The sequence below is a fragment of the Bradyrhizobium aeschynomenes genome (assembly GCF_013178945.1).
Lineage (GTDB): Bacteria > Pseudomonadota > Alphaproteobacteria > Rhizobiales > Xanthobacteraceae > Bradyrhizobium > Bradyrhizobium aeschynomenes.
Genome location: NZ_JABFDM010000002.1, coordinates 347590 through 371516, shown reverse-complemented (window position 1 = coordinate 371516; position 23927 = coordinate 347590). Strand labels below are relative to the sequence as shown.

General features: G+C 65.7%; 25 protein-coding genes. 22 read left to right on the top strand and 3 right to left on the bottom strand.

Features of this window, described 5'->3' with window-relative positions; genetic code table 11:
- Window positions 1–113 precede the first annotated feature (113 nt).
- Window positions 114–674 (top strand): hypothetical protein, encoded by a 561-nt coding sequence (locus HL666_RS06345; RefSeq protein WP_172113806.1) that lies wholly within the window; start codon window positions 114–116, stop codon window positions 672–674.
- Between the two features lie 63 nt (window positions 675–737).
- Here the strand turns inward: HL666_RS06345 and pcaD are convergent, their stop codons facing one another.
- The gene (gene pcaD, locus HL666_RS06340; RefSeq protein WP_172180445.1) at window positions 738–1520 is read right to left on the bottom strand and encodes a 3-oxoadipate enol-lactonase; all 783 of its coding nucleotides are present in this window, start codon (window positions 1518–1520) and stop codon (window positions 738–740) included.
- A gap of 233 nt (window positions 1521–1753) precedes the next feature.
- Between pcaD and HL666_RS06335 the strand changes: the two genes are divergently transcribed.
- From HL666_RS06335 to HL666_RS06250, 18 genes are all read left to right on the top strand, one after another.
- Window positions 1754–2200: an SRPBCC family protein gene (locus HL666_RS06335; RefSeq protein WP_006612358.1), complete on the top strand. Its 447-nt coding sequence runs from the start codon at window positions 1754–1756 to the stop codon at window positions 2198–2200.
- Between the two features lie 131 nt (window positions 2201–2331).
- The gene (locus HL666_RS06330) at window positions 2332–2817 is read left to right on the top strand and encodes a (2Fe-2S)-binding protein (protein WP_172180444.1); all 486 of its coding nucleotides are present in this window, start codon (window positions 2332–2334) and stop codon (window positions 2815–2817) included.
- Between the two features lie 46 nt (window positions 2818–2863).
- Window positions 2864–3721, top strand: a complete 858-nt coding sequence (locus HL666_RS06325; protein WP_172130971.1) for an FAD binding domain-containing protein — start codon at window positions 2864–2866, stop codon at window positions 3719–3721.
- 22 nt (window positions 3722–3743) lie between these two features.
- Complete coding sequence (locus tag HL666_RS06320) at window positions 3744–4652, top strand: AAA family ATPase (RefSeq protein WP_172180442.1); 909 nt, start codon at window positions 3744–3746, stop codon at window positions 4650–4652.
- 167 nt (window positions 4653–4819) lie between these two features.
- Window positions 4820–6025 (top strand): vWA domain-containing protein, encoded by a 1206-nt coding sequence (locus HL666_RS06315; protein ID WP_172180441.1) that lies wholly within the window; start codon window positions 4820–4822, stop codon window positions 6023–6025.
- Window positions 6026–6047: 22 nt separating this feature from the next.
- Window positions 6048–6371, top strand: coding sequence for an XdhC family protein (locus HL666_RS06310; RefSeq protein ID WP_172113813.1), 324 nt, complete (start codon window positions 6048–6050; stop codon window positions 6369–6371).
- A 3-nt stretch (window positions 6372–6374) separates the two neighbouring features.
- Complete coding sequence (locus HL666_RS06305) at window positions 6375–7076, top strand: XdhC family protein (RefSeq protein ID WP_172113814.1); 702 nt, start codon at window positions 6375–6377, stop codon at window positions 7074–7076.
- A complete protein-coding gene (locus tag HL666_RS06300) occupies window positions 7073–8680 on the top strand; it encodes an NTP transferase domain-containing protein (protein WP_172180439.1) in 1608 nt (535 codons plus the stop codon). The genes HL666_RS06305 and HL666_RS06300 overlap by 4 nt, the downstream gene beginning before the upstream one ends.
- 296 nt (window positions 8681–8976) lie before the next feature.
- Entirely contained in the window at window positions 8977–9381 is a 405-nt protein-coding gene (locus tag HL666_RS06295; RefSeq protein ID WP_172113816.1) for a DUF4189 domain-containing protein, read from the top strand.
- Between the two features lie 107 nt (window positions 9382–9488).
- Window positions 9489–9902, top strand: coding sequence for a DUF2000 family protein (locus tag HL666_RS06290; RefSeq protein ID WP_172180437.1), 414 nt, complete (start codon window positions 9489–9491; stop codon window positions 9900–9902).
- A gap of 139 nt (window positions 9903–10041) precedes the next feature.
- Window positions 10042–11067: an alcohol dehydrogenase AdhP gene (adhP, locus tag HL666_RS06285; protein WP_172113818.1), complete on the top strand. Its 1026-nt coding sequence runs from the start codon at window positions 10042–10044 to the stop codon at window positions 11065–11067.
- A 94-nt stretch (window positions 11068–11161) separates the two neighbouring features.
- Window positions 11162–12442 carry a family 4 glycosyl hydrolase gene (locus HL666_RS06280; RefSeq protein ID WP_172180435.1) on the top strand — a complete coding sequence of 427 codons (1281 nt, stop codon included), beginning with the start codon at window positions 11162–11164 and terminating at the stop codon, window positions 12440–12442.
- Window positions 12443–12552: 110 nt separating this feature from the next.
- The gene (locus HL666_RS06275) at window positions 12553–13227 is read left to right on the top strand and encodes a TetR/AcrR family transcriptional regulator (protein WP_246741476.1); all 675 of its coding nucleotides are present in this window, start codon (window positions 12553–12555) and stop codon (window positions 13225–13227) included.
- Window positions 13224–14000, top strand: coding sequence for an HlyD family secretion protein (locus tag HL666_RS06270; RefSeq protein ID WP_172180434.1), 777 nt, complete (start codon window positions 13224–13226; stop codon window positions 13998–14000). Before HL666_RS06275 ends, HL666_RS06270 begins: the two co-directional genes overlap by 4 nt.
- Window positions 13997–14935, top strand: coding sequence for an ABC transporter ATP-binding protein (locus HL666_RS06265; protein ID WP_172180432.1), 939 nt, complete (start codon window positions 13997–13999; stop codon window positions 14933–14935). Before HL666_RS06270 ends, HL666_RS06265 begins: the two co-directional genes overlap by 4 nt.
- Complete coding sequence (locus HL666_RS06260) at window positions 14932–16092, top strand: ABC transporter permease (RefSeq protein ID WP_172180430.1); 1161 nt, start codon at window positions 14932–14934, stop codon at window positions 16090–16092. The genes HL666_RS06265 and HL666_RS06260 overlap by 4 nt, the downstream gene beginning before the upstream one ends.
- A 39-nt stretch (window positions 16093–16131) precedes the next feature.
- Window positions 16132–17445 carry an adenylate/guanylate cyclase domain-containing protein gene (locus HL666_RS06255; protein WP_172113823.1) on the top strand — a complete coding sequence of 438 codons (1314 nt, stop codon included), beginning with the start codon at window positions 16132–16134 and terminating at the stop codon, window positions 17443–17445.
- A gap of 93 nt (window positions 17446–17538) precedes the next feature.
- Entirely contained in the window at window positions 17539–19218 is a 1680-nt protein-coding gene (locus HL666_RS06250) for a tannase/feruloyl esterase family alpha/beta hydrolase (protein ID WP_172130961.1), read from the top strand.
- An 18-nt stretch (window positions 19219–19236) separates the two neighbouring features.
- Here the strand turns inward: HL666_RS06250 and HL666_RS06245 are convergent, their stop codons facing one another.
- Window positions 19237–19698, bottom strand: coding sequence for a DUF488 domain-containing protein (locus tag HL666_RS06245; protein ID WP_172130960.1), 462 nt, complete (start codon window positions 19696–19698; stop codon window positions 19237–19239).
- Between the two features lie 17 nt (window positions 19699–19715).
- A complete protein-coding gene (locus HL666_RS06240; RefSeq protein ID WP_172113826.1) occupies window positions 19716–20540 on the bottom strand; it encodes a DUF72 domain-containing protein in 825 nt (274 codons plus the stop codon).
- A 157-nt stretch (window positions 20541–20697) separates the two neighbouring features.
- Here HL666_RS06240 and HL666_RS06235 point away from each other — a divergent pair, with 157 nt between their 5' ends.
- From HL666_RS06235 to HL666_RS06225, 3 genes are all read left to right on the top strand, one after another.
- Complete coding sequence (locus tag HL666_RS06235) at window positions 20698–20904, top strand: hypothetical protein (protein WP_172180429.1); 207 nt, start codon at window positions 20698–20700, stop codon at window positions 20902–20904.
- 368 nt (window positions 20905–21272) lie between these two features.
- Entirely contained in the window at window positions 21273–22406 is a 1134-nt protein-coding gene (locus HL666_RS06230; RefSeq protein ID WP_172113828.1) for a glycosyltransferase, read from the top strand.
- Window positions 22403–23920, top strand: coding sequence for a glycosyltransferase family 39 protein (locus HL666_RS06225; RefSeq protein WP_172180427.1), 1518 nt, complete (start codon window positions 22403–22405; stop codon window positions 23918–23920). The genes HL666_RS06230 and HL666_RS06225 overlap by 4 nt, the downstream gene beginning before the upstream one ends.
- Window positions 23921–23927 lie beyond the last annotated feature (7 nt).

Below are 23927 nucleotides of genomic sequence, written 5' to 3'. Positions count from 1 at the left end.
GTGAACCGATCCCGGCTGGCCGCCCCGTTAAGGTAAACAAAGGGTTTAAATTGCCGGGTGCATTTGCCGCGCGTTAGCTCGTCCGGAACTGCGGGACGCAAAGGTGGACGAACATGATCAAGAACTGCGTGATCAGAAACTGGCGGCTCAGCTGCGTCAATGGCGTGCTGCTGGCGCTCTATTTCGTGCCCGCCTGGACCGCCATCGCCTTCCAGATCATGGTCTCGCCGATCCAGGCGCTGTTTGCACGGCCCAATATCGCGGTCGCGCTGTTCATCAGCGATCACCTTCACCTGTCAGGCCTCGAAACCGTCCGCGCCGCCTGGCTGCTCGCGCTGGCGCGACTGACGGTCGCAGGCTTCTTCGCGATGTTCCTGGTCCTGATCCTGGTGCCGCGGGTGCGAAAGGTGGCGGGCTATGTCGAAGCGTTGTCGATCGGACTCGGCCTTGGCAGCATGCTGACGTTCTTCAGCATGATCATGGCCGCGAAGATCGGCGAGACGCAGGCACTGCGCCTTCATGCGACCGAGCTGCTGATGCTGCTGGGCACTGCGATCGTCATGCTGGTGGAAAAGCCGGCGACCCAGCCCACGGCGTCCCCGGCGGCATCCGCTCCGTCGAACGGCATGGAGCCAGGGGTGGCCAACAGCGCCGCCGCAGGCGTCAAGTTCTGATCGACCGCCGCGGCAGCCCCGAGGCCGCGGGCTGGGGGCGCCGATCCCGAGGCGCGGATGCACTCAGCGCTGGGTCAGGAAGCCGAGCACGGCGTCATTGAACTGGCCCGCGGCTTCGACGTTCGAGATGTGTGCGGCATCGACGATGGTCATGCTGGCACCGGGGATCCGGCTGCGAATCGCTTCAGCCATCGCGATCGGCGTCGATTTGTCATAGCGGCCTGCAACGACGAGAACGGGGCTCTTGATGGCCGGCAGGTCCTCGCGCAGGTCCAGCGCGCGGAGCGCCGCGCAGCAGCCGAGATAGCCCTCGACCGGCGTCGCCGCCAGCATCGCCTTCATGCGATCGGCCACGTCCGGATTGGCATCGCGGAACTCCTGCGTCAGCCAGCCGGCGATGACCGTGTCCGCGATCCCCGCGAGTCCATTGTCCTGAACCGCCTTGATGCGGGCGTCCCAGATGGCCGGATCCGGGTAGTAGCAGGTGGTGTTGGCGAGCACGAGCTTGCCGACCCGCTCGGGGGCATGCGCCGCGAGCCATTGCCCGACCATGCCTCCCATCGAGACCCCGCACCAGTGCACCTTCTCGATGTTGAGGTCGTCGAGAATCGCCAGCGCATCGCGGCCGAATCGCTCGATGGAGTAGGGGCCGGGGGCGACCGTCGACTTGCCATGGCCGCGCCGGTCATAGCGGACCACACGGAAAACCTGCGTGAAGGCCCGCATCTGCGGCTCCCACATTTGCAGGGTGGAGCCGAGCGAGTTCGACAGCATCAGGGTCGGCCCGCCGTCGCGGCCCTCGACGGTGACGTTCAACAGACAGCCGTCGGCATCGATCATCGGCATGGGCGCAATCCTTGTCGCAGGCGGCGGTCAACGCCGGAGGAATCGTGCAGATTTGATGGCGAACTAACCATTGCGGGCGCCGTCTGCCAATCAAAACCCGCCGGCCAGGAGACCCGGAATGCTGCGGTGCTCCCGCGTTTCTGCAACGCTTGACGGCGCTGCTTGCCCTTCCTTTTAGGCGTTCGGTGCTTTACTTGAATGCCTCTAACCGCGCCAATCGGGGGGAGATGCTCATGGCAATGACGATGACGGGCGAGGTCCAGCTGGCGGCTCCGCGTGAGGCCGTCTGGGCCAAGCTGAACGATCCTGAGGTGCTCAAGGCCTGCATCCCCGGATGCGAGGAGTTGGAGAAGACCGAGGATGGCGGCTTCCGTGCCGTCGCCAAGATGAAGGTCGGACCGGTCTCCGCGCGCTTCAAGGGCAAGGTCACCCTGAGCGATCTCGATCCGCCGAACGGCTACAAGATCTCCGGCGAGGGCGAGGGCGGTGTCGCCGGATTCGCCAAGGGCGGCGCCGTCGTCGGCCTGGCGGAGAAGGATGGCGGCACGCTGCTGAGCTACAATGTCGACGCCCAGATCGGCGGCAAGCTGGCGCAGCTCGGCCAGCGCCTGATCAATGGCGCGGCCAAAAAGCTCGCCGATGAATTCTTCGCGAACTTCGCCAAGGCCGTTCAAGGCTGACCGCAACCGACCCATGCGCTGTCCGGGGCGAGGTTGCCCGTCGCGGAGAGCGTCAATATGATGGTTTTCGACCGATTTTTGCTGGGCTGCGCTGCAGTGCAACGCTGTGCGCGGAATATAGAGAGTCCTGAATGGCCAAGATTTCCATGATTGTGAACGGTAATCCCGTCACGGCGAACGTCGACCCGCGGACGCTGCTGGTGCAGTTCCTGCGCGAGAATCTGCGCCTCACCGGCACCCATGTCGGATGCGACACCTCGCAGTGTGGCGCCTGCGTCGTGCATCTCGACGGCAAGGCGGTGAAGTCCTGCACGACGCTGGCGGTGATGGCCGATGGCCACGAGGTCAGGACGATCGAGGGGCTGGCCGCCGACGGTGCGCCGCTGCATCCGATGCAGGAGGCGTTCCGCGAGCATCATGGTCTGCAGTGCGGCTTCTGCACGCCGGGCATGATCATGACCGCGGTCGATCTCGTCCACCGCAAGGGACACGAGCTCAGCGACGAGACCATCCGCGAGGAGCTGGAAGGCAATCTCTGCCGCTGCACCGGTTATCAGAACATCGTGCAATCGATCGCCGCTGGCGCCAAGGCGATGGCCAAATCGGACCTCGCCTAAACGTCTGACGTCGCCCAAGTCGGCCCGCCGAGCACAGGACAATCCCATGTACGAATTCAAATATCACCGGCCGGCCACCGTGCGCCAGGCCGCGAATCTCCTCACCAAGAACGAGGACGCCAAGCTGGTCGCCGGGGGCCACACGCTCGTGCCCGTCATGAAGCAGCGGCTCGCCAGCCCGCCGCATCTGGTCGATCTCTCGCATGTCGAGGGTCTCGACACGATCGAAGTGAAGGGCCGCAATCTCGTGATCGGTGCGATGGCGCGTCACGCCGAGGTCGCGAGCTCCGCCACTGTCGGCGAGGCGATTCCCGCGCTGGCTCATTTGGCGAGCCTGATCGGGGACCCCGCGGTGCGCCATCGCGGCACCATCGGCGGCTCGATCGCCAACAACGATCCGACCGCGGACTATCCGGCGGCCTGCCTCGCGCTCGGCGCCACCATCGTCACCAACAAGCGCAAGCTGAAGGCCGAAGAGTTCTTTCTGGGGCTGTTCACGACCGCGCTGGAGCCGGACGAGATCATCACCAAGGTGAGCTTCCCGCTGGCCAAGAAGGCGGCTTACGTCAAGTTCCGCAACCAGGCTTCGCGCTACGCCCTGGTCGGCGTGTTCGTCGCGCGCCGTCCCTCCGACGTGCGCGTCGCCGTGACTGGCGCCGGCGGCAACGGCGTGTTCCGCGTCACCGCGTTCGAGGAGGCGCTGCAGAAGCGGTTCTCACCGAAGGTGCTCGAAGGCATTCCCGTTTCCGCCGAAGGCCTCAACAGCGACATTCACGGCAGTGCCGAATATCGCGCCCACCTGATCGGCGTGCTGGCGCGCCGCGCGGTTGATGCCGCCAATGCCGAAGCCAAGGCATCCTCCGCGTCTGACGGGGCCGCCGAGCCCGAAGCTCCGGCGTCGTGACGTCGAAGGAAGCGGTCTCGCCATGAGTGCTCCGGCTCTGCCAGCATCGGTCGATGCGATGCTCGAATTGTTGTCGTCGCGCGGCTATCTGGCCGAGCGATCGCTGGCGACGGTGACCTATCTGTCGCTGCGCATGGGCCGGCCCCTGTTCCTCGAAGGCGAGGCCGGCGTCGGCAAGACCGAGATCGCCAAGGTTCTGTCGGCGGCACTCGGCCGCAAGCTGATCCGCCTGCAATGCTACGAGGGTCTCGACGTTGCGTCCGCCGTCTACGAGTGGAATTCGGCGGCGCAGATGATCGCGATCCGGCTCGCGGAAGCCGGCGGCGATGTCGATCGCGACCAGTTGTCGTCGGACATCTTCGCCGACCGCTACCTGATCAAGCGCCCGCTGCTGCAGGCGCTGGAGCCGGATGTCGCCGGCGCCCCGGTGCTCTTGATCGACGAACTCGACCGCGCCGACGAGGCCTTCGAGGCCTATCTGCTCGAGATCCTGTCCGACTTCCAGGTCACGATCCCCGAATTCGGCACCGTCAAGGCGCCGCATCCGCCGATCGTCATCATCACCTCCAACCGCACCCGCGAAATCCACGACGCGCTGAAGCGGCGCTGTCTGTATCACTGGGTCGATTATCCCTCGGCCGAGCGCGAGCTCGCGATCGTCAAGACGCGGCTGCCCGGCATCTCGCAGCGGCTGTCGCAGCAGATCGTGCGTTTCGTGCAGGCGCTGCGCAACCAGGACTTCTACAAATCGCCGGGAGTCGCCGAGACGTTGGACTGGGCCACGGCGCTGACCGAGCTCGATGCGCGCTCGCTGAATGCCGAGGTGGTCGGCGATACGCTAGGCGCGCTGCTGAAGTATCAGGACGACATCGCCCGCATGCAGGGCGATGCGTTGAACAAGGTGATCAAGGACGCGACCAGCGAGACGTGAGTCGAGGTCGTGCAACAATAAAGCTCGTCATTCCGGGATGCGTGCGCAGCACGCAGGCCCGGAATCCATAACCACGATCGTGAGTATGGATTCCGGGCTCGCCCTTCGGGCGCCCCGGAATGACGGCCTCAAGTTGGGGCGCGTTTGGAATTCGAGGGGATCAGGCCATGCCCACCAGCATCAATCACCTCGCGCCGCCGACCGGCGGCATCGCCGATAACATTGCGGGCTTTGCGCGCGCGTTACGCGCCGCTGGTCTGCCCGTGGGACCGGGCGCCGTCATCGACGCCATGACCGCGCTCGAGGTCATCGACATCGGCAAGCGGCCCGATGTCTTCACCACGCTGGAATCGATCTTCGTCAAGCGCCACGAGCACGCGCTGATTTTCGCCCAGGCCTTCGATCTGTTCTTCCGGCCGGCCGAGGAGTGGAAGTCGATGCTCGATTCGGTGCCGCTGCCGGACCACGCCAAGAAGAAGCCGCCGCCAGCCTCGCGCCGCGTCCAGGAGGCGATGTCGCAGCCGCAGATGCATGAGGAGCCGAAGGCGCAGGAGCAGGACCTGCGGCTGTCGGTGTCCGACCGCGAGGTGCTGCAGAAGAAGGACTTTGCGCAGATGAGCGCGGCTGAAATCGCCGAGGTCGCGCGCGCCATCGCCAAGATGCGGCTGCCGCAGGCCGAGCTGAAGACCCGCCGCCACACGGCGGATCCGCGCGGCCACCGTATCGACATGCGCAAGACCTTGCGCCAAGCGCTGCGCACCGAGGGCGAGATCATCAACTTCCATCGTCTGGGGAGAATCGAGAAGCCGGCGCCGATCGTGGCGCTGCTCGACATCTCCGGCTCGATGAGCGAGTACACCCGCCTGTTCCTGCATTTCCTGCATGCCATCACCGACGCCCGCAAGCGCGTGTCGGTGTTCCTGTTCGGCACGCGGCTGACCAATGTCACGCGCGCGCTGCGGCAGCGCGATCCGGACGAGGCACTGGCGAGCTGCTCGGCCAATGTCGAGGACTGGGCCGGCGGCACGCGGATCGCGACCTCGCTGGAGACCTTCAACAAGCAATGGGCGCGGCGGGTGCTCGGGCAGGGCGCGATCGTGCTCTTGATCTCCGACGGGCTGGAGCGAGAGGCCGACAGCAAGCTCGCCTTCGAGATGGACCGGCTGCACCGGTCCTGTCGCCGCCTGATCTGGCTCAACCCGCTGCTGCGTTACTCTGGCTTCGAGGCCAAGGCGCAGGGCATCAAAACCATGCTGCCTCACGTTGACGAATTCCGCCCCGTACATAACTTGACCTCGATCGAGACACTGATCTCGGCGCTGTCGTCGCCGCTGCCGCCACATCATCGCAGCGCGATCCGGCCCGCCGCCTGATCAGTCCGACAAGGAGATCGCCATGCTCGACCGCAACGAAGACATCCTCAAGGCCGCCGAGGACTGGCACAGGGGCGGACACGGCGTGGCGCTCGCCACCGTGGTCGAGACTTGGGGCTCGGCGCCACGGCCGGTCGGCTCCAACCTCGTGATCAATGACGAGGGCACGTTTTTGGGCTCGGTGTCCGGCGGCTGCGTCGAGGGCGCGGTGGTCACCGAGGCGCTCGACGTGATCTCCAGCGGCCAGCCCAAGATGCTGGAGTTCGGCGTCGCCGACGAGACCGCCTGGAATGTCGGCCTGTCCTGCGGCGGCACCATCCGCGTATTCGTCGAGAAGGTGGGCTGAGACATGGACCTTCGCACACTGGCCGAACTCAATGCCGAGCGCGCTGCGCGCCGTCCGGCGATTCTCGTGACCGACGTCGCCACCGGCGAGCAGCGCCTGGTCAAGGCTGCGGCGATTGCCACCGATTCCCTAGCGGACGAGCTTGGCAAGCATCTGCGCATGGGCAAGAGCGGCATGGTTGAAGCCGCTGGCAAGCGGCTGTTCCTCAACGTCTACGCGCCGACGGCCAAGCTCGTCATCATCGGCGCCGTCCATATCAGCCAGGCGCTGGCGCCGATCGCCAGGTCGCTCGGCTACGACGTCACCGTCGTCGATCCGCGCACCGCCTTTGCAAGTCCCGAGCGCTTCCCCGACGTGCCGCTGATCGCCGAATGGCCCGACGTAGCGCTGCCACCGCTCAACGTCGATCACTACACGGCCTTTGTCGCGCTGACGCATGATCCGAAAATCGACGATCCGGCGCTGCTGCATGCGTTCTCGCGCGACTGCTTCTATATCGGCGCGCTCGGCTCGCGGAAGACCCACGCCAAGCGCGGCGACCGCCTGCGCGCGCAGGGGGCGACTGATGCTGACATCGCGCGCATCCACGCGCCGATTGGGCTCGCCATCGGCGCGGTGTCGCCCGCGGAGATCGCCGTTTCCATCATGGCGCAGATCACCGCGACGTTGCGGCTGCCGGCCAAGGAGAAAGAGCAGGCGGCATGAAGTTCGGTCCTGCCAGTCCAGCCGAGGCGATCGGCGGGGTGACCGTTCACACCCTGCGCAAGGGATCATTGGTGCTCAAGAAGGGCACGCTGATCGGTCCCGCCGAGGTCGAGGCGCTGGTCGGGCAAGGCGTCAACGAGATCGTCGTGGTCCGGCTCGAGGCCGGCGACGTCTCGGAGGATGAAGCAGCCGCCGATGTTGCCAAGGTCGTGGCGGGCGAGGGCATCCATGTCGATCGCGCCTTCACCGGGCGCGCCAATCTGTTCGCGGCTCAGCCCGGCGTGCTGATGATCGACCGTGCCGCTGTCGAGCGCATCAATGGGGTCGACGAGGCCATCACATTTGCGACCCTGCCGGCTTTCAAGCCGGTGGTCGAAGGCGAGATGGTCGGCACCGTCAAGCTGATCCCGTTCGGCGTCGAGGGCCGCCTGCGAGATGCGGCCGTGGCTGCGGCCGGCAAGGGTGCGCTCAGCATCGCGCCCTATGTCGTCAAGCGCGTCGGCGTGGTCTCGACCATGTTGCCGGGTCTCGCACCCAAGGTGATCGACAAGACGCTGCGGGTGACTGCCGAACGCTTGGCGCCAGCTGGCGCGGGCATCATCGCCGAGCGCCGCGTGCCGCATGAGCAGGCCGCGCTGGCCGCCGCAATCAACGAGCTGCTGGCGCTCGGGGCCGAGCTCGTGATCGTTTTCGGCGCCTCCGCCATCGCCGACCGCCGTGACGTCATCCCCGCCGCCATCACCGGGATCGGCGGTGCCATCGAGCATTTCGGCATGCCGGTCGACCCCGGCAATCTGCTGTTGATCGGCAGCGCCGGCGGCGTGCCTGTGCTGGGCGCTCCCGGCTGCGCACGCTCGCCGGCCGAGAACGGTTTCGACTGGGTGCTGATGCGGCTGCTGGCCGGCATCAAGGTGACACGCGCCGAGCTCACGGCGATGGGTGTCGGCGGCCTGCTGATGGAGATCGTGACGCGGCCGCAGCCGCGCGCCAAGCCGGAGGCGGCCGTGGACGAACGCAAGGTGGCCGCAGTGGTGCTCGCCGCGGGACGCTCGACCCGCATGGGCGGACCGAACAAGCTGCTGGCCGAGCTCGACGGCAAGAAGCTGGTGCGGATCGTGACCGAGCAGGCGCTGGCCTCCCGGGCCTGCGAAGTGATCGTCGTGACCGGCCATCAGGCCGAATTGGTCGAGAACGCGCTGTCCGACCTCGACGTCCGCTTCATCCGCAATCCCGACTTCGCCGGTGGGCTTGCCAGCTCGGTGAAATCAGGCATTGCCGCGGTGCCCGAGGGCGTCGATGGCGCGGTCGTGTGCCTCGGCGACATGCCCCTGGTGTCGTCGGATCTCCTTGACCGCCTGATCGCCGCCTTTGCCCCCGATCGCGGCAATTTGATCGTCATCCCCGTGTCCGAGGGACGCCGCGGCAATCCCGTCCTGTGGTCGCGCCGCTTCTTCGCCGAGTTGATGACGCTCGACGGTGACGTCGGCGCCCGGCATTTGATCGCCAAGCACACCGAGGCCGTCGCCGAGGTGCCCGTCGACGGCGACAGTGCCTTTCTCGACATCGACACACCGCAGGCGCTCGAGGCCGCGCGGCGGGTCTGATCTTTGCCGTCTGCGGGACTCTCACCTCGTCATTCCGGGGCGCGCAGAGCGCGAGCCCGGAATCCATACCCCCAGCAAGCCGTGTGAGGCACGCTGGTCGTGAGCATCTCGCCTCACGACATCGTCCTGTGGCTATGGATTCCGGGCTCATTCGCGCTGCTCCAAAATGGCTTCGCCATTTTGCGCGCGAATGCCCCGGAATGACGCCGGTCAGAACCCGCACCTCAATCTCTCATTCACCAAGTTTCAACGACCCCCGGCTAGATTTGCCGTATTGGGCCTCGGGGGAGGAAAAAGTGATCATTTCGACCGCTGCGCGTCGTCTCGCGCTGTTTGCATTTGGCTTGACCGTGATCGTCGGCGCTGCGCGTGTGGCGAGTGACGGCGCCATCAGCCCGGCGCATGCCGCCGGAGCCTTCGCCATCGGCCAATGCGCCGCCTACGGTCAGGCTTTCGATTATCCGGCGGAGCATCTCGCCAAGGCGGCGGCGCTCAAGCAGTGCAAGGGTGAGTGCACGGCCGTGACGATGAAGAAGGCGTGCGCCGCATTCGCGGTCGATCTGGCGAATCCGTGCGGCGCCCACGGCTACGCCGTCAGGCCGAAGATCTCGACCTCGCTCAACGACGCCACCCGGGAGTGCTATAAATATGGTGGCAAGGAATGCGTCATCCGTGCCTGGGTGTGCGACGCCAAGGGCTGATTGATCCGAGCTACCAGGTTCCGCATGCACGCTCTCATTTCGGTGCTTCCCGGCCGGAGCGGCTCGGCTATTCTGGGCCGTCGTGAACATCGAGCCTTGGACGTGACATGCAATTCGACACCAAAATCGCGCTGATCATCCGCAACGATCTCGAGGCCTGGCAGAAGCTGAACGTTGCGGCGTTTCTATCCAGCGGCATTGCTGCGGCATACCCGGAATGCATCGGCGCGCTTTACGAGGACGGTTCGGCCACCAGCTATCATGCGTTGATTGGACAACCGATCCTGATCTACGGCGCGCCGGATCGCGCAGCGTTGGCGCGTGCTCTCGATCGCGCGCTGTCACGCGATGTGAAGCCGGCGCTCTATACCGAGGACATGTTCAAGACCACGCATGACGACGCCAACCGTGAGGCGGTGAGGGCTGTGGCGCGCGCCGATCTCAATCTGGTGGGCTTGGCGTTTCGTGCAGAGCGCAAGGTGGTCGACAAGGTCATCGACGGGTTGAAGTTTCACGCATGATATCGACGGATGCGTCGACTTTGCAGCTGTCATGAAACTGTTACATGCTGCGCATCAAAGCGGCACTGTTATTTGACACCGATCAAGACCGACGTCGTTCAGCCTCGTTAGTTTGCGCCTCAACATGAGGAGCAGACAGATGCAGACCATGAAAGCCGCAATCGTCAAAGCCTTCGGCAAGCCGCTCGTCATCGAGGACGTTCCGGTTCCCGTGCCGGGTCCGGGCGAGCTCCTCGTCAAATTGAAGGCATGCGGCGTTTGTCACACGGATCTTCACGCTGCCTCCGGAGACTGGCCGGTGAAACCGGTGCCGCCATTCATTCCCGGGCATGAGGCTGCAGGCATCGTTGCATCGCTCGGGGCCGGTGTTACCGACTTCAAGGTCGGCGATGCGGTTGGCGTTGCGTGGCTGCATGATGCCTGCCTGCGCTGCGAATATTGCGAGACCGGTTGGGAAACCTTGTGCGAGCATCAGCACAACACCGGCTACAGCGTGAACGGCGGCTTTGCGGAATACGTGATCGCCTCTGCGGCATTCGCCGCGCGCCTGCCGGCCAATGTGAACTTCGCCAAGATCGCCCCGATCCTCTGCGCCGGCGTGACGACCTACAAGGGCCTCAAGGAAACCGACACGCGTCCGGGCGAGTGGGTGGTGATCTCCGGCGTCGGCGGCCTTGGTCACGTTGCGATCCAGTATGCAAAGGCGATGGGGCTGAAGCCGATCGGGCTCGACATCGCCGAGGACAAGCTGAAGCTCGCGCTGGAGGCGGGGGCCGAGCATGCGGTCAACGCGCTCGACAAGGATGCCGTGGAGCGGGTGATCGCAATCACCGGCGGGGGCGCTCATGGCGTGCTGGTCACGGCGGTGTCGACGCCGGCTTTCGCGCAGGCGCTGCACATGGTCCGCCGCAAGGGCACGGTCAGCCTCGTGGGCCTGCCGCCGGGTGAATTCCCGACGCCGATCTTCGATGTTGTGCTGAAGCGCATCACCGTCCGTGGCTCGATCGTCGGCACCAGGCGCGACCTCGACGAGGCGATCGCCTTTGCCGCCGAAGGCAAGGTGACGGCCGAGGTGACGACGGCGCCGCTGTCGGAGATCAACACCATCTTTGACCGCATGAAGGCCGGCAAGATCGACGGTCGTGTGGTGCTCGACTTCACCTGATACGTCGGCCCTCATTGAGGCGCCGCCCCGCAAGACGAGGCGGTGATTTGATCTGGATCAGGACGCTGACGCGCGGCGCTGGCACAAATTGCCGATGACCGCCGTCACCAAGATCGTCTTCCTCGGCGCGAGCAGCGCCTCGTTCGGTCTCAGCGTGTTTCGGGACCTGTTCTCGACGCATGATCTCGCCGGCTCGACGCTGGTCCTGGTCGGGCGCGACCCGGCCCGGCTGGCCCGATCGGAGCGATTGGCCAGGCTGCTGAACGAGATGTCCGGCGCGGGGCTCAGGATCGAGGCGACGACGGATTGGCGAGCGGCTCTCGACGGCGCCGGCTTTGTGATCCATGCCACCGCGATCGACCGCAACCGGCTCTGGAAGCTCGATTTCGAGGTGCCGCGCAAATACGGCATCCGGCATACGCTGGGCGAGAATGGCGGGCCGGGCGCCTTGTTCTTCACGCTCCGCACCCTGCCGGTCGTCTTCGATTTCGTGCGCGAGATGGAGCTGCGCTGCCCGGATGCGCTGTTCATCAATTTCTCCAATCCCGAGAGCCGCATCATCCTTGCGCTGGGGCGTCACAGCCGCCTCAAACATATCGGCCTCTGCCACGGCATCTTCATCGCGCGCAGCCAGGTGGCGTCCATCCTGGGACTGGCCGAGGAACGCGTCGAAGTATGGGGCGCCGGGCTGAACCATTTCCAATGCCTAACGCAGATCCGGGACCGCGAGACCGGCGAGGATCTCTATCCGCAGCTTCGCGAGATGGAGCGGGGTCACGACGCCAAGGTCGCGCCGTTGACGCGCGCGCTGCTGCGCGACTTCGGGGTCTGGCTCGGTTGCGGTGACGGTCACGTCGGCGAGTATCTCGCCTATGGCTGGGAAGCGGGTGAGGGCGGTTACGACTTTGCATGGGACGAGGCGGAGCGGGCCAAGCTGATCCGGCAGATCGACGAGGTCCTGTCCGGTCGTGCCGAGATGCCCGACTGGTGGCGAATGCCCTCCGGAGAGCGTGCCGTCGCCGTGATCGGCTCGGTCCTGCACGACCGCAGGCAGGTCATCGAGTCTGGGGTCGTGCATAACCGTCACGTCATTCCCAACCTTGCTGCCGGCGCGGCCGTCGAAGTGCCCGTGGTGGCGGATCGCTGCGGCATTCATCCGGTCTCTCTGGGCCCACTTCCCGATGCTGTGGCGAAGCTGATGTCAATCCAGGTGCAGGTGCAGCAGCTGGCGGTGCAGGCGGCCATGACGGCATCCAAGGAGATCGCGCTGCAGGCGCTGCTGATCGATCCCGTCGTCAATTCGGCGGCTGCCGCGCGCCAGCTTCTGGACGAGCTCTGGGAGATCAATCGGCCCTACATCAGGCCCTGCGTCTGACCGTCCGGTTGACTTTCTCGGACGGTCGGATCCGTCGCCTGGGAGGGAGGGGCCTCCCGGCTCTCGTGAAACCTCTTTACATTGACTGACTAGTCAGTCATATATTTCCCATGACGGAACCATCGAAATTGCGCAGAGGCAAGGCTCAGACGGGCAGACCAACGGAGACGGGAGCCGCCCCCTCGCGGCGCGCCGATCGTGCGGCCGAGCGGCGCACCGCGATCGTGCAGGCCGCCATGGATGAGTTCATCGCCCGGGGCTTTGCAGCGACCCGGCTCGACGACATTGCCAAGCGCGCCGGCGTCGCCAAGGGCACGATCTATCTGCACTTCAAGGACAAGGAATCGATGTTTGAGGAATTGATCCGGACCGCGATCGTGCCTTTCGTCGGCCGTCTTGCGGCCCCGCTGCCGGCAGGCGGCTCGGTCCGCGACATGGTCGAGGCTCTGGCGAAGATGTTTCTCCAGGAGGTCGCCGGCACGCGCCGTGGCGATCTCGTCCGGCTCATCATCGCGGAAGGACCGCGCTTTCCGGCGATAGCCGACTTCTACTACCGCGAGGTTGTCTCCCGCGGGCTCGCCGCCATGCGTGCGCTGATCCAGATGGCAATCACGCGCGGCGAGATCCGCGAGCCAAAGCTCGTCCAACATCCGCAGCTGATGATTGCACCGATGATGGTGGCGGTGCTCTGGAAGAGCCTGTTCGAGCGCCATGCGCCGCTCGACGCGGAGGCGATGCTGCAGACGCATCTCGATCTGATCTTTGGCCCGAGGAGGCCGACATGAGCCTGCTGCACTGCCTCGCCGTACTGGTCACGGCGTTTAGCTTCAACGGCTGCAAGGACACGCGCGATCCCGGCTATCAGGGCTGGGTCGAGGCCGACATGATCTTCGTGAGCCCCGACGAGGCGGGGCGGATCACGAAGCTGAACGTGCATGAAGGGGACGAGGTCAAGATCGGTGATCCGCTCTATTCGGTCGATGACGACCTGCAGCAGGCCGATCTCAATCAGACGAAGGCCACGCTCGCCAATGCGCAGCAGACCTATGATCGCGCGGCGGCCCTGAGCAAGACCGGGGCGGGGACGCAGGCGACGCTGGACTCGGCCGTCTCGGCGTTGCGCGTCGCCGAGGCTCATCTGGTGACATCGCAGACCCGGCTGGCGCGGCGCAAGGGTGTGGCGCCCGTCGCCGGCACCATCCAGCAGATCTATTTCCGCGAGGGCGAGATGGTCGCTGCGCAGCGTCCGGTGCTGTCGATCATGCCTCCGGGCAACATGAAGCTGCGCTTCTACGTGTCGGAGCCGGATCTACCGAAGTTCGCCGTCGGCGACGAGGTCCGCGTGACCTGCGACAATTGCGCCGCCGACCTCACCGCGCGGGTCTACTTCCTCGCGACGTCTGCGGAGTACACGCCGCCGGTCATCTACAGCCTCGATGAGCGCCACAAGCTGGTCTACCTGATCCAGGCACGCCCCTCGCGGCCGGACGCGCTGCGCGTCGGTCAGCCCGTCAGCATCTATCCACACCCCAAGACTCCGGTGGCGGACAAGCAATGACCGGCGCCGCGCGAGCCGAGATCGCGATCGACGTCCGGGGACTGACCAAGTCCTTCGGCGGCCGCGAGGTCGTGCATGATCTGTCGATGCAGGTCAGGCGCGGCTCGATCTACGGCTTCCTTGGGCCCAACGGCTCAGGCAAGACGACGACGATCCGCATGCTGTGCGGCCTGCTGACGCCCGACGGCGGCGAGGGCACCTGCCTCGGCTTCGACATCCGCCGCGACGCCGACAAGATCAAGCGCCGCGTCGGCTACATGACGCAGCGCTTCAGCCTGTATCAGGACCTGTCGGTGCGCGAGAATCTCGAGTTCGTCGCAAGGCTCTACGGCATGGCCGATCCGCAAGGTGCAGCGCGCGACATGGTGCGGCGGCTCGGCCTCGCAGGGCGTGAGCGCCAGCTCGCCGGCGAATTGTCCGGCGGCTGGAAGCAGCGGCTCGCGCTCGGCGCCTGCACCCTGCCGAACCCTCAATTGCTGCTGCTCGACGAGCCTACCGCCGGCGTCGACCCCAAGGCGCGGCGCGACTTCTGGAACGAGATTCACGCGCTGGCCGGCGAAGGCCTGACCGTGCTGGTCTCGACCCACTACATGGACGAGGCCGAGCGCTGTCATGAGATCGCCTACATCGCTTACGGCCATCTGCTGGCGCACGGCTCGGTCTCCGAGGTGATCGCGCAATCGGCGCTCACCACATACACCGTGAGCGGCGCAGATCTGCGCGAGCTCACCACGTCGCTGGCCGGCAAGCCCGGGGTCGACATGGTCGCGCCGTTCGGCACCAGCCTGCATGTGTCAGGCCGCGACCGCCGCGCGCTGGATGTCGCGATCGCGCCCTGGCGCGACAAGGCTGATCTGCGCTGGGAGGAGGCCGCGCCCTCGCTCGAGGACGTCTTCATCGACCTGATGAACCGCTCGCGGGACAATTTCCAATGAGCACTCGGGGCAGGCTCGATCATTCCGCCCCGGAGCGGTGGTTCGGCTTCTGGCGCCGCACCTATGCAATGCTGGTCAAGGAATTCATCCAGCTCAGACGCGACCGTGTGTCGTTTGCCATGATCGTGATGATCCCGGTGATGCAGCTGATGCTGTTCGGCTACGCCATCAACACCACGCCGCGCCATCTGCCGGCGGCGGTGCTGCTGCAGGAGGACAGCGATCTCGGCCGTTCGATTCTGAAGGCAATGGAGAACACGGCCTATTTCCGCTTCACCCGCGAAGTCGGCAGCGTCGCCGAGTTCGACGACCTCCTGCTGTCCGGCAAGGTGCTGTTCGGCGTCGAGATCCCGCGCGGCTTCGAGCGCGCGGTGCGTCGCGGCGACCGTCCGGCGCTTTTGGTGGCGGCCGATGCCACCGATCCGGTGGCGGCGTCCTCGGCGCTGTCCTCGCTCGGGATGATCGTGCAGACCGCGCTCGCACACGATCTCTACACCGGCAATCCGGTCACGACGCCGTTCGAGATCAGGGCTCATGCCCGCTACAATCCGGCGGCGTCGTCGCGGCTCAACATCGTGCCGGGCCTGGTCGGCACCATCCTGACCATGACGATGCTGATCTTCACCGCCCTGTCGGTGACCCGCGAAATCGAACGCGGCACGATGGAGAGCCTGCTGTCGATGCCGATCAAGCCGGTCGAGGTCATGCTCGGCAAGATCATCCCTTATGTGATGGTCGGATTCCTGCAGGCCACGATCATCATCGGCATCGGCGTGCTCCTGTTCGGCGTGCCGATCATGGGGAGCCTGCTGCTGCTGGCGCTGCTCTCGACCCTGTTCATCGCGACCAACCTCTCGATCGGCTATACGTTCTCCACCCTGGCGCAGAACCAGCTGCAGGCGATGCAGCTGTCGATGATGTTCTTCCTGCCCAGCATTCTGCTGTCCGGTTTCATGTTCCCGTTCCTGGGCATGCCGCAATGGGCGCAGATCCTCGGCGAGTGCCTGCCACTGACGCATTACCTTCGGATCGTCCGCGCCATCATGCTCAAGGGCTCGACGCTCCAGAACCTGCAACATGATACGATCGCCCTGGTCGGCCTCATGCTGTTTGCGATGACTGTCGCCGTCTTCCGCTTCCGCCGCACCCTCGATTGAGGCACAATGCCGGCCGGGCATGGAGGCGGCTGGGGCACGATGACGATCTCTGGGGGGCTAGAGACCGGCGAGAGGTTGGCGGGAACGTCGGCAGCGTTCGACCTGGCGCTGATGCGTCAGACGTTGAACACCGAGCTGCTGCGCGTGAAGGCCCTGATCGCGACCGCGGCGTTGTTTCTCGTGATCTCGGTGCTGGTCGAGATCTTCCAGCCGAAGATCTCGGAGTGGATCTGGCCGAGCCGGGTGGGGGTGCTCTACGTCTACGCGATCATCGCTGCATTCATCGGCTTCGAGACGCTCATTCTGTTCAGGATCAAGGCGGACATCCGCCTCGGCCGGGATGTCCCTGTGATCTGGCGCTACGTCAGCGCGCTGGTCGAGACGTCGCTGCCCACATTGGTGCTCATGCTGCAGATCGAAGGTATCGGCCACGACAAGGCGCTCGGCTTCGGCGCGCCGCTGGTCTATTTCATCTTCATCATTCTCTCGACGCTTCGGCTCGATTTCTGGCTGTCGAGCTTTACCGGCCTGGTGGCCGCGGCCGAATTGCTGATCGTGGCGCTGGTGGATCGTCCCTCCATCGACGTGAGCCAGAATCCCGAGATCTATTATCATGGTGAGCGCAGCTTCATCATCCTGCTGTGCGGCCTGCTCGCGGGAGCCGTCAGCGTGCAGCTGCGCCGGCAGTTTGCGGCGAGCATCGAAGCCGCATCGGCGCGCGATCGGGTCACCGATCTGTTCGGCCAGCACGTCTCACCGCAGGTCGTCGAGCGTCTGATGAAGGAAGGTACGGCAGAGGCACGCGACATCCGCGAGGTTGCCGTCATGTTCGTCGATTTCCGTGGCTTCACCGCCGCCGCGCGATCGAAGCCCCCGCAAGAGGTCGTGGATCGTCTGGACGGCGCATTCGCCGTGCTCGTCGAAATCCTCGAGCGGCATGGCGGCATCGTCAACAAGTTCCTCGGTGACGGCTTTCTGGCGCTGTTCGGTGCACCGTTCGAATCGCGCGATGCCGCCGCGCAGGCGGTCCTGGCGGCGCGCGAGATGGTGATCGCGATGGAGCGCGTGAACGCCTTGTCGTCCTGGCCGCTGCGGATCGGGATAGGCATTCACCTCGGCGAGGTCGTCGCCGGCAGCATCGGCTCGCCACGTCGCAAGGAGTACACCGTCATCGGCGACACCGTGAACTTCGCCTCGCGGCTGGAGGCGCTGAACAAGGAGTTCGACTCGCAGCTCCTGATCTCTTCCGAGGTGCGGCAGGCGGCGGGAGACGGGGCGCTTGACGCCGTCTTCCACGGCGAGGTTTCGGTGCGGGGCTATGACAGGCCCTTCGAGGTGTGGCAGTTGCAATAGGCCGTGCGCGGATGCTGCACGACCTGGGCAATTTACATTGCCCGAAACCCGCGCTTAACTGCGCGCAACGAACAGAATATCAGGGGGGAATGCATGATCCGAACCGGGATGTCGCTTGTGGCCGGGCTGGCGCTCGTATGCGCGGCCGGCTCTGCGCAGGCCGAGGATGCTGGCTGCAGCAAGGTGACCGCGGAGGCGCTGAAGGTCTCCGGGCTGACCCTGACCGGATCGAAGCTTCAGGAGGCTGCGGATGGCCTGCCGCGCCACTGCATCCTCTCCGGCAAGGTCAATGAGCGGACCGGTGTCGACGGCCGTGCCTATGCGATCCAATTCGAGATCCGCCTGCCGGAGACTTGGAATGGCCGCTTCCTGCATCAGGTCAATGGTGGCAATGACGGCGTCGTGGTCCCGGCGCTTGGCGACAAGGCCGATGGTCTCGTCAGTGGCGGCGTGACGCCGCTCGCCCGCGGCTTCGCGGTGCTGTCGTCCGACAGCGGCCATTCCGGCAGCGATCCCGCCAACAAGCCGCGGGGCCTTGCGGCCGGCTCGGCCTTCGGTCTCGATCCGCAGGCCCGGCGTGATTATGGCTATTCGGCCGACATCACCCTGGCGCCGATCGCCAAGGCGATCATCGCGGCCCATTACGGCAAGAAGCCGGACTATTCCTACATTGCCGGCTGCTCCAATGGCGGTCGCCACACCATGGTGGCTGCCGAGCGCATGCCCGAGCAGTATGACGGCTTTCTGGTGGGCAATCCCGGCTTCAACCTGCCGCGCGCTGCCGTGCAACACGCCTGGGATGTGCAGGCGCTCACCAAGGCCGACGCGGACATCCGCAAATCGATCACCCGCGAGGATGCCAAGCTGATCTCGTCCAAGATCATCGAGCTCTGCGACGGGCTCGACGGCGCCAAGGACGGACTGACGGCGAACCTCAAGGCCTGCCAGAAGGCATTCAGTTTCGACAGCCTGCGCTGCGCGGCGGGGGCCACGGAGGCCTGCCTTCCGGCCGCCAAGGTCGACGCGCTGAAGAAGAGCTTTTCCGGTCCGCACAATTCGAAGGGCGAGCCGCTCTACTCGGACTGGCCGGTGGATGGCGGCGTCGGCACCGGCAACTGGCGCGCCTGGAAGGTCGAGAGCCCGGTCGCGCCCTGGAATAACCTTCCGATCATTGCCACCATGGGCGGGGCTTCGCTCAACTACATCTTCTCGACGCCGCCGGTCGAGATCGAAGGCTCGCCCGACAAGCTGGTCGAGAAGTTGCAGACCTACGACTTCGACAAGGACGCACCGAAGATCTACGCCAAGGAGGGGCCGTTCACGGAATCCGCGATGGATTTCATGACCCCGCCCGCCGTGGACAATCCGACCTTGCCGGCCTTCCAGGGCGGCGCGCGCAAGATGCTGATCTATCACGGCCAGGCCGATCCGGTGTTCTCGGTCAACGACACCATCCGCTGGTACGAGAAGCTCAACGCCAATCTGCAGGGCAAGGCCGACGGTTTCGCGCGGCTGTTTGCGCTGCCCGGTGAGACCCACTGCGGCGGCGGCGTCACCCTGGAGAAGTTCGATGCGCTGGGCGCGCTGATGGACTGGGTCGAGAAGGGTAAGGCGCCGGAGGCGATCACGGCGACGGTGAATGCAGCCAACAAGGAGGTCCCGTCGAACTGGAGCCCGCAGCGGACCCGGCCGCTTTGCCCGTGGCCGAAATTTGCCAAATATGTCAGCGGCGACATCGAGCAGGCGTCGTCCTTCAGCTGCGCTGCGGAGTAACAGCCGGAGCGCAACGGCCTAAACCTGAGGCGCGATCAGGTTCTCGATCCGGACCTGGTCGCGCTCTTCGATGATCTCCGCGATCCATTGCCGGTGACAATGGGCGTGGTCGCGCTCGTAGCACAGCAGGCATACCGGGCCCGCGCTCTTCACCAGTGATGCCAGCTCGTCCATCTGCTCCTTCGCCTGCGGCGTCTTCAGATGCTTGCTGTAGATCCGGTGCAGCGTATCGTAGTGGCCGCTGCGCGCGGCCTCGCGGCCTTCCTTCGGCGTGCCGAGCCCGCGCAGATGAACGTAGGCGATGCCGCGCTCGTCGAGCCCGGCCGCGAGCTGGCTCTTGGAGAAGCCCGGCCGGCGCGAGGCGGCGACGGCACGGACATCGACCAGCAGCTTGACGCCGGCCGACTGCAGCTCGTCGAGCACCGCCTTGGCCGGGGTGTGCTCATAGCCGATGGTGAACAGCGTCTTGCTCTTGGCCATCATGCGCCTCCTTGGCGTCAGCTCACGCGCTCGATGAGCTCCATGGCACCCGCCGGCGCGCGTACCTTGCCCTCGTGGATGACATAGGCGAACACGTCGCGCGGAGTCTTCTTGGGCGGCTTCTCGTCAACCCGCGGCAGATCATCCGGCTCACCGCCGGCGGCCCAGAGCTGCAACCGCTTCGCCCAGGCATCGAGCTGCTTCGGCGGATAGCAGGTCGCAAGCTCGTCATTGCCCTTCTGCAGCCGTGCATAGACGAAGTCGGCGGCGACGTCGGCAATTGCCGGATACTTGCCGTGCTCCGCAAACACCACCGGCGTTGCGAATTCGCGCAGCAGCGCGACGAAGCCCGGCACGCAGAAACTATCGTGCCGCACTTCGACCACGTGGCGCAGCTTGCGGCCGTCCAACTCGCGCGGCAGCAGCTCCAGAAACTTGCCGAAATCGGCCTCGTCGAACTTCTTGGTCGGCGCGAACTGCCACAGCACCGGGCCGAGCCGGTCGCCGAGCTCGAGCACCCCGGTGTCGTAGAAGCGCTTCACGGAATCGCCGGCCTCGGCGAGCACGCGGCGGTTGGTCGCGAACCGCGGGCCCTTCAGCGAGAAGATGAAGCCATCCGGCACCTCGCGCGCCCATTTGCGAAAGCTCTCCGGCTTCTGCGAGCCGTAATAGGTGCCGTTGATCTCGATCGAGGTCAGCTTCGAGGCAGCGTATTCGAGCTCCTTCGATTGTGGCAGCTTGTCCGGATAGAACACGCCGCGCCAGGGCGCGAAGGTCCAGCCGCCGATGCCGATATAGATCTGGCTCTTGGATTGCGAAGCGCGTGCAGGAGCTTTGCTCACGGGCCGTTCCGATGCTGATTGCCTAGGGGGTGTTGCGGTAGGGCGACGATAGTCAACCGCGCCGGCTCTGACCAGTTCGGCGCTACGTCATGGCCGCTCTTCCAGTGCTCGGGAGCCTCGTGTATCCAAGGAACGGGGCAGGGTGGGAGTGAAGCATATGAGAGCAGAATCCGTCGGCGGCCTTCTCGGCGCGATCGTTGCAGCGGTCGTGCTTGGGGCGGCCTTCTACTATGTTCCCGTCGGGCCGATGGCCCGCACCATGCAGCCGGCCCGGGTCGAGGTGCCGCCGACGCAGGTCCAGACGGTTCCCGTGGCGCCCGCGCCGCCGGTGCGCGGACCGGTCGTGCGTGAGGTTCCGAACTAGCCGCTGACCCGGATGAGCGCAGCGACATCCGGGGTCTCGGCTGGAATGCGGGGAAGCCCGGATATATCGCTGCGCTCATCGGGGCGACCTTAGACTGGCCCTTGCATTCCGGCCGGGGCACCCCATCTTGGTAGAGACGGTGACGTCGAGCTCCACAAGGGCTCCGGCACCAAGACGACCACGGCAGAGCGGCTGCGCCGGATGTACGCGCACCCTTTGTTTGTGGTCGTTGTCGTTTGGGGCCGGGCAACTTCGAGCCATGCCGTCTGGGGACGCTGCGCAGCGGCGCCACACGCCGGGCTTTTTGCACCGCTGGCTGACCGACGCGCTTGGCAGGGTGGGGTGCGGCGGATATACGCATCCGCACCATGAACGAAGCCATCCGAACGGCCCCGCCAGTGCCGCTGCAAACCGCTGATATTCCGATCGTTTCGGTGGTCGTCCCGACCTTCAACGAGCGCGACAATGTCACCACGCTGTACCGGCGGCTGGAGGCGACGTTCAAGGACGTGCCGTGGGAGGTGGTGTTCGTCGACGACAACTCGCCGGACGGCACTTGGCAGGTGGTGCGCGAATTGTCGCGCAACGATAACCGGGTCCGCGGCATCCGCCGCATCGGCCGCCGCGGCCTGTCGGGAGCATGCATCGAGGGCATTCTCGCCGCCAGCGCGCCTTTTGCGGCCGTGATCGACGCCGATCTGCAGCATGACGAGACCCAGCTGCCGAAGATGCTGTCGCTGCTGCAGAGCGGCGCGGCCGAGCTCGTGGTCGGCAGCCGCTACATCGCAGGCGGCAGCGCGGCCAGCTTCGACAGCAAGCGGGCCGGGGCCAGCGCCTTCGCCACCGAGATCGCGCGCCGCGCGCTCAAGGTCGAGGTCAACGACCCCATGAGCGGCTTCTTCATGATCCGCCGCGACCGCTTCGAGGAGATCGCGCCGAAGCTCTCCACCCAGGGCTTCAAGATCCTGCTCGACATCATCGCCAGCGCCGAAGGCGGCCTCAAGACGGTCGAGGTCCCCTATACGTTCGGCTCGCGCCTGCATGGCGAGAGCAAGCTCGACTCGATGGTGGCGCTCGACTTCCTCGGTCTCGTGCTGGCCAAGATGACCAACGACGTGGTGTCGTTGCGCTTCCTGTTGTTCGCCATGGTCGGCGGCACCGGCCTCGTCGTGCATCTCGTCACGCTCTTTCTCGGTCTCAACGCGTTCGACCTGCCATTCGCGGAGGCGCAGGCGCTGGGCGCCTTCGTCGCGATGACCTCGAACTTCATCCTCAACAACTTCCTCACCTATCGCGACCAGCGGCTGAAGGGCTTTGCCATCCTGCGCGGCCTGCTCGCGTTCTACCTGGTCTGCTCGGTCGGCCTGCTCGCCAATGTCGGCGTCGCCTTCTCGGTCTACGACCAGGAGCCGATCTGGTGGCTGGCGGGCGCCGCCGGCGCGCTGATGGGCGTGGTCTGGAATTACGCGATCTCCGGATTGTTCGTCTGGCGCAAGCGATGACCTCTGCGGCAGGCGCCGACGATGCCCGGCTGGTCCGCAACGTCTGGCTGACCATCGCGGGCCTCGTCGTGCTCAGGCTGGCCGCTGCAGCGGTCACGCCGATCACCTTCGACGAAGCCTATTACTGGATGTGGTCGAAGCATCTGGCCGGCGGCTACTACGACCATCCGCCGATGGTCGCCGTCGTGATCCGCCTGGGCACGCTGATCGCCGGCGACAGCGAGCTCGGCGTGCGTCTGGTCTCGATCCTGCTCGGCCTGCCGATGAGCTACGCGGTCTATCGCACCGCGCAGATCCTGTTCGGCAGCGTGCGCGTGGCGGCGACCGCGGCGCTGCTGCTCAATCTCACTTTGATGGCCGCGGTGGGCACGCTGATCGTGACGCCCGATGCGCCGCTGCTGGTCGCGTCCAGCTTCGTACTGTTCTTCTGCGCCAAGCTCGTGGAAACGGGCAGGGGCGTATGGTGGCTCGCGCTCGGCGCGGCCGTCGGCGCAGCGCTGCTGTCGAAATACACCGCGATGTTCTTCGGCGCGGCGATCCTGATCTGGCTGCTCGCCGTCCCAAAGATGCGGCCCTGGCTGGCTTCGCCGTGGCCCTATCTCGGCGGCGCCGTGGCGTTCGCGATCTTCTCGCCGGTGATCCTGTGGAATGCCGATCACCAATGGGTGTCGTTCATCAAGCAGCTCGGCCGCGCCAAAATCGAGGATTTCCGGCCCGTCTACATCGCCGAAATCGTTCCGACGCAGTTCGCCTTCGCGACCCCGCTCGTCTTCATCCTCGGCGTGATGGGCCTCTATGCCCTGGCGCGGCGCCGGGCGGGCGAGGCGGCGTCGCGCGTCCTGATCGAGGCGATGGTCTGGGTCATTGTGGCCTATTTCGTCTGGCATTCCCTGCATGCACGGGTCGAAGCCAACTGGTTCGCGCCGATCTATCCGGCCTTCGTCGTTGCCGCTGCTGCTGCTGCGCATCTCGTCGCCTGGAAGCCGCGCGAGCGACGCACCGCCGCCTTCTGCCTGCGCTGGGCGTTGCCGGCCGGCGCGGCGATGTTCGTTGCGCTGATCGTGCAGGCCAACACCGGCTGGCTCTCGGGCTACAAGCGCGATGCCACCGTGCGCAGCGTCGGCGTCGGCTGGCACCCGCTCGCGGCGGCGATCGAGGCGGCGCGCGCTCGCGCCGGCGCGAACTGCGTCCTCGCGATGGATTATGGGACCACCGCCTGGCTGTCGTTCTATCTGCCGCCCGGGACCTGCGTGCTGCAGCCGATCCAGCGCATTCGCTGGGTCAATTTCCCCGAGCCTGATCCGGCAAAGCTCGCGGGCACGCAGCTGCTCGTCGACGAGGCGCAGATCGCGACGCGGTTCTACGTCGAAAACACCTTCGCCCGGGTCGAGAAGGTCGGCGAGGCCGAACGCAGGCGCGGACCCCTGACCATCGAAACCTACGCCTTCTATGCGCTCAGCCAGCCGAGGAGCGAGATCATCGATCGCACGCCGCCGCCCGAGCTGCTGCGCTGAGGCGCGC

Bases quoted from the DNA above. Each gene is read 5' to 3' on its own strand.
- HL666_RS06345 (WP_172113806.1), top strand. From the start codon at position 114: ATGATCAAGAACTGCGTGATCAGAAACTGGCGGCTCAGCTGCGTCAAT.
- pcaD (WP_172180445.1), bottom strand. From the start codon at position 1,520: ATGCCGATGATCGATGCCGACGGCTGTCTGTTGAACGTCACCGTCGAG.
- HL666_RS06335 (WP_006612358.1), top strand. From the start codon at position 1,754: ATGGCAATGACGATGACGGGCGAGGTCCAGCTGGCGGCTCCGCGTGAG.
- HL666_RS06330 (WP_172180444.1), top strand. From the start codon at position 2,332: ATGGCCAAGATTTCCATGATTGTGAACGGTAATCCCGTCACGGCGAAC.
- HL666_RS06325 (WP_172130971.1), top strand. From the start codon at position 2,864: ATGTACGAATTCAAATATCACCGGCCGGCCACCGTGCGCCAGGCCGCG.
- HL666_RS06320 (WP_172180442.1), top strand. From the start codon at position 3,744: ATGAGTGCTCCGGCTCTGCCAGCATCGGTCGATGCGATGCTCGAATTG.
- HL666_RS06315 (WP_172180441.1), top strand. From the start codon at position 4,820: ATGCCCACCAGCATCAATCACCTCGCGCCGCCGACCGGCGGCATCGCC.
- HL666_RS06310 (WP_172113813.1), top strand. From the start codon at position 6,048: ATGCTCGACCGCAACGAAGACATCCTCAAGGCCGCCGAGGACTGGCAC.
- HL666_RS06305 (WP_172113814.1), top strand. From the start codon at position 6,375: ATGGACCTTCGCACACTGGCCGAACTCAATGCCGAGCGCGCTGCGCGC.
- HL666_RS06300 (WP_172180439.1), top strand. From the start codon at position 7,073: ATGAAGTTCGGTCCTGCCAGTCCAGCCGAGGCGATCGGCGGGGTGACC.
- HL666_RS06290 (WP_172180437.1), top strand. From the start codon at position 9,489: ATGCAATTCGACACCAAAATCGCGCTGATCATCCGCAACGATCTCGAG.
- adhP (WP_172113818.1), top strand. From the start codon at position 10,042: ATGCAGACCATGAAAGCCGCAATCGTCAAAGCCTTCGGCAAGCCGCTC.
- HL666_RS06280 (WP_172180435.1), top strand. From the start codon at position 11,162: ATGACCGCCGTCACCAAGATCGTCTTCCTCGGCGCGAGCAGCGCCTCG.
- HL666_RS06275 (WP_246741476.1), top strand. From the start codon at position 12,553: ATGACGGAACCATCGAAATTGCGCAGAGGCAAGGCTCAGACGGGCAGA.
- HL666_RS06270 (WP_172180434.1), top strand. From the start codon at position 13,224: ATGAGCCTGCTGCACTGCCTCGCCGTACTGGTCACGGCGTTTAGCTTC.
- HL666_RS06265 (WP_172180432.1), top strand. From the start codon at position 13,997: ATGACCGGCGCCGCGCGAGCCGAGATCGCGATCGACGTCCGGGGACTG.
- HL666_RS06260 (WP_172180430.1), top strand. From the start codon at position 14,932: ATGAGCACTCGGGGCAGGCTCGATCATTCCGCCCCGGAGCGGTGGTTC.
- HL666_RS06255 (WP_172113823.1), top strand. From the start codon at position 16,132: ATGACGATCTCTGGGGGGCTAGAGACCGGCGAGAGGTTGGCGGGAACG.
- HL666_RS06250 (WP_172130961.1), top strand. From the start codon at position 17,539: ATGATCCGAACCGGGATGTCGCTTGTGGCCGGGCTGGCGCTCGTATGC.
- HL666_RS06245 (WP_172130960.1), bottom strand. From the start codon at position 19,698: ATGGCCAAGAGCAAGACGCTGTTCACCATCGGCTATGAGCACACCCCG.
- HL666_RS06235 (WP_172180429.1), top strand. From the start codon at position 20,698: ATGAGAGCAGAATCCGTCGGCGGCCTTCTCGGCGCGATCGTTGCAGCG.
- HL666_RS06230 (WP_172113828.1), top strand. From the start codon at position 21,273: ATGAACGAAGCCATCCGAACGGCCCCGCCAGTGCCGCTGCAAACCGCT.
- HL666_RS06225 (WP_172180427.1), top strand. From the start codon at position 22,403: ATGACCTCTGCGGCAGGCGCCGACGATGCCCGGCTGGTCCGCAACGTC.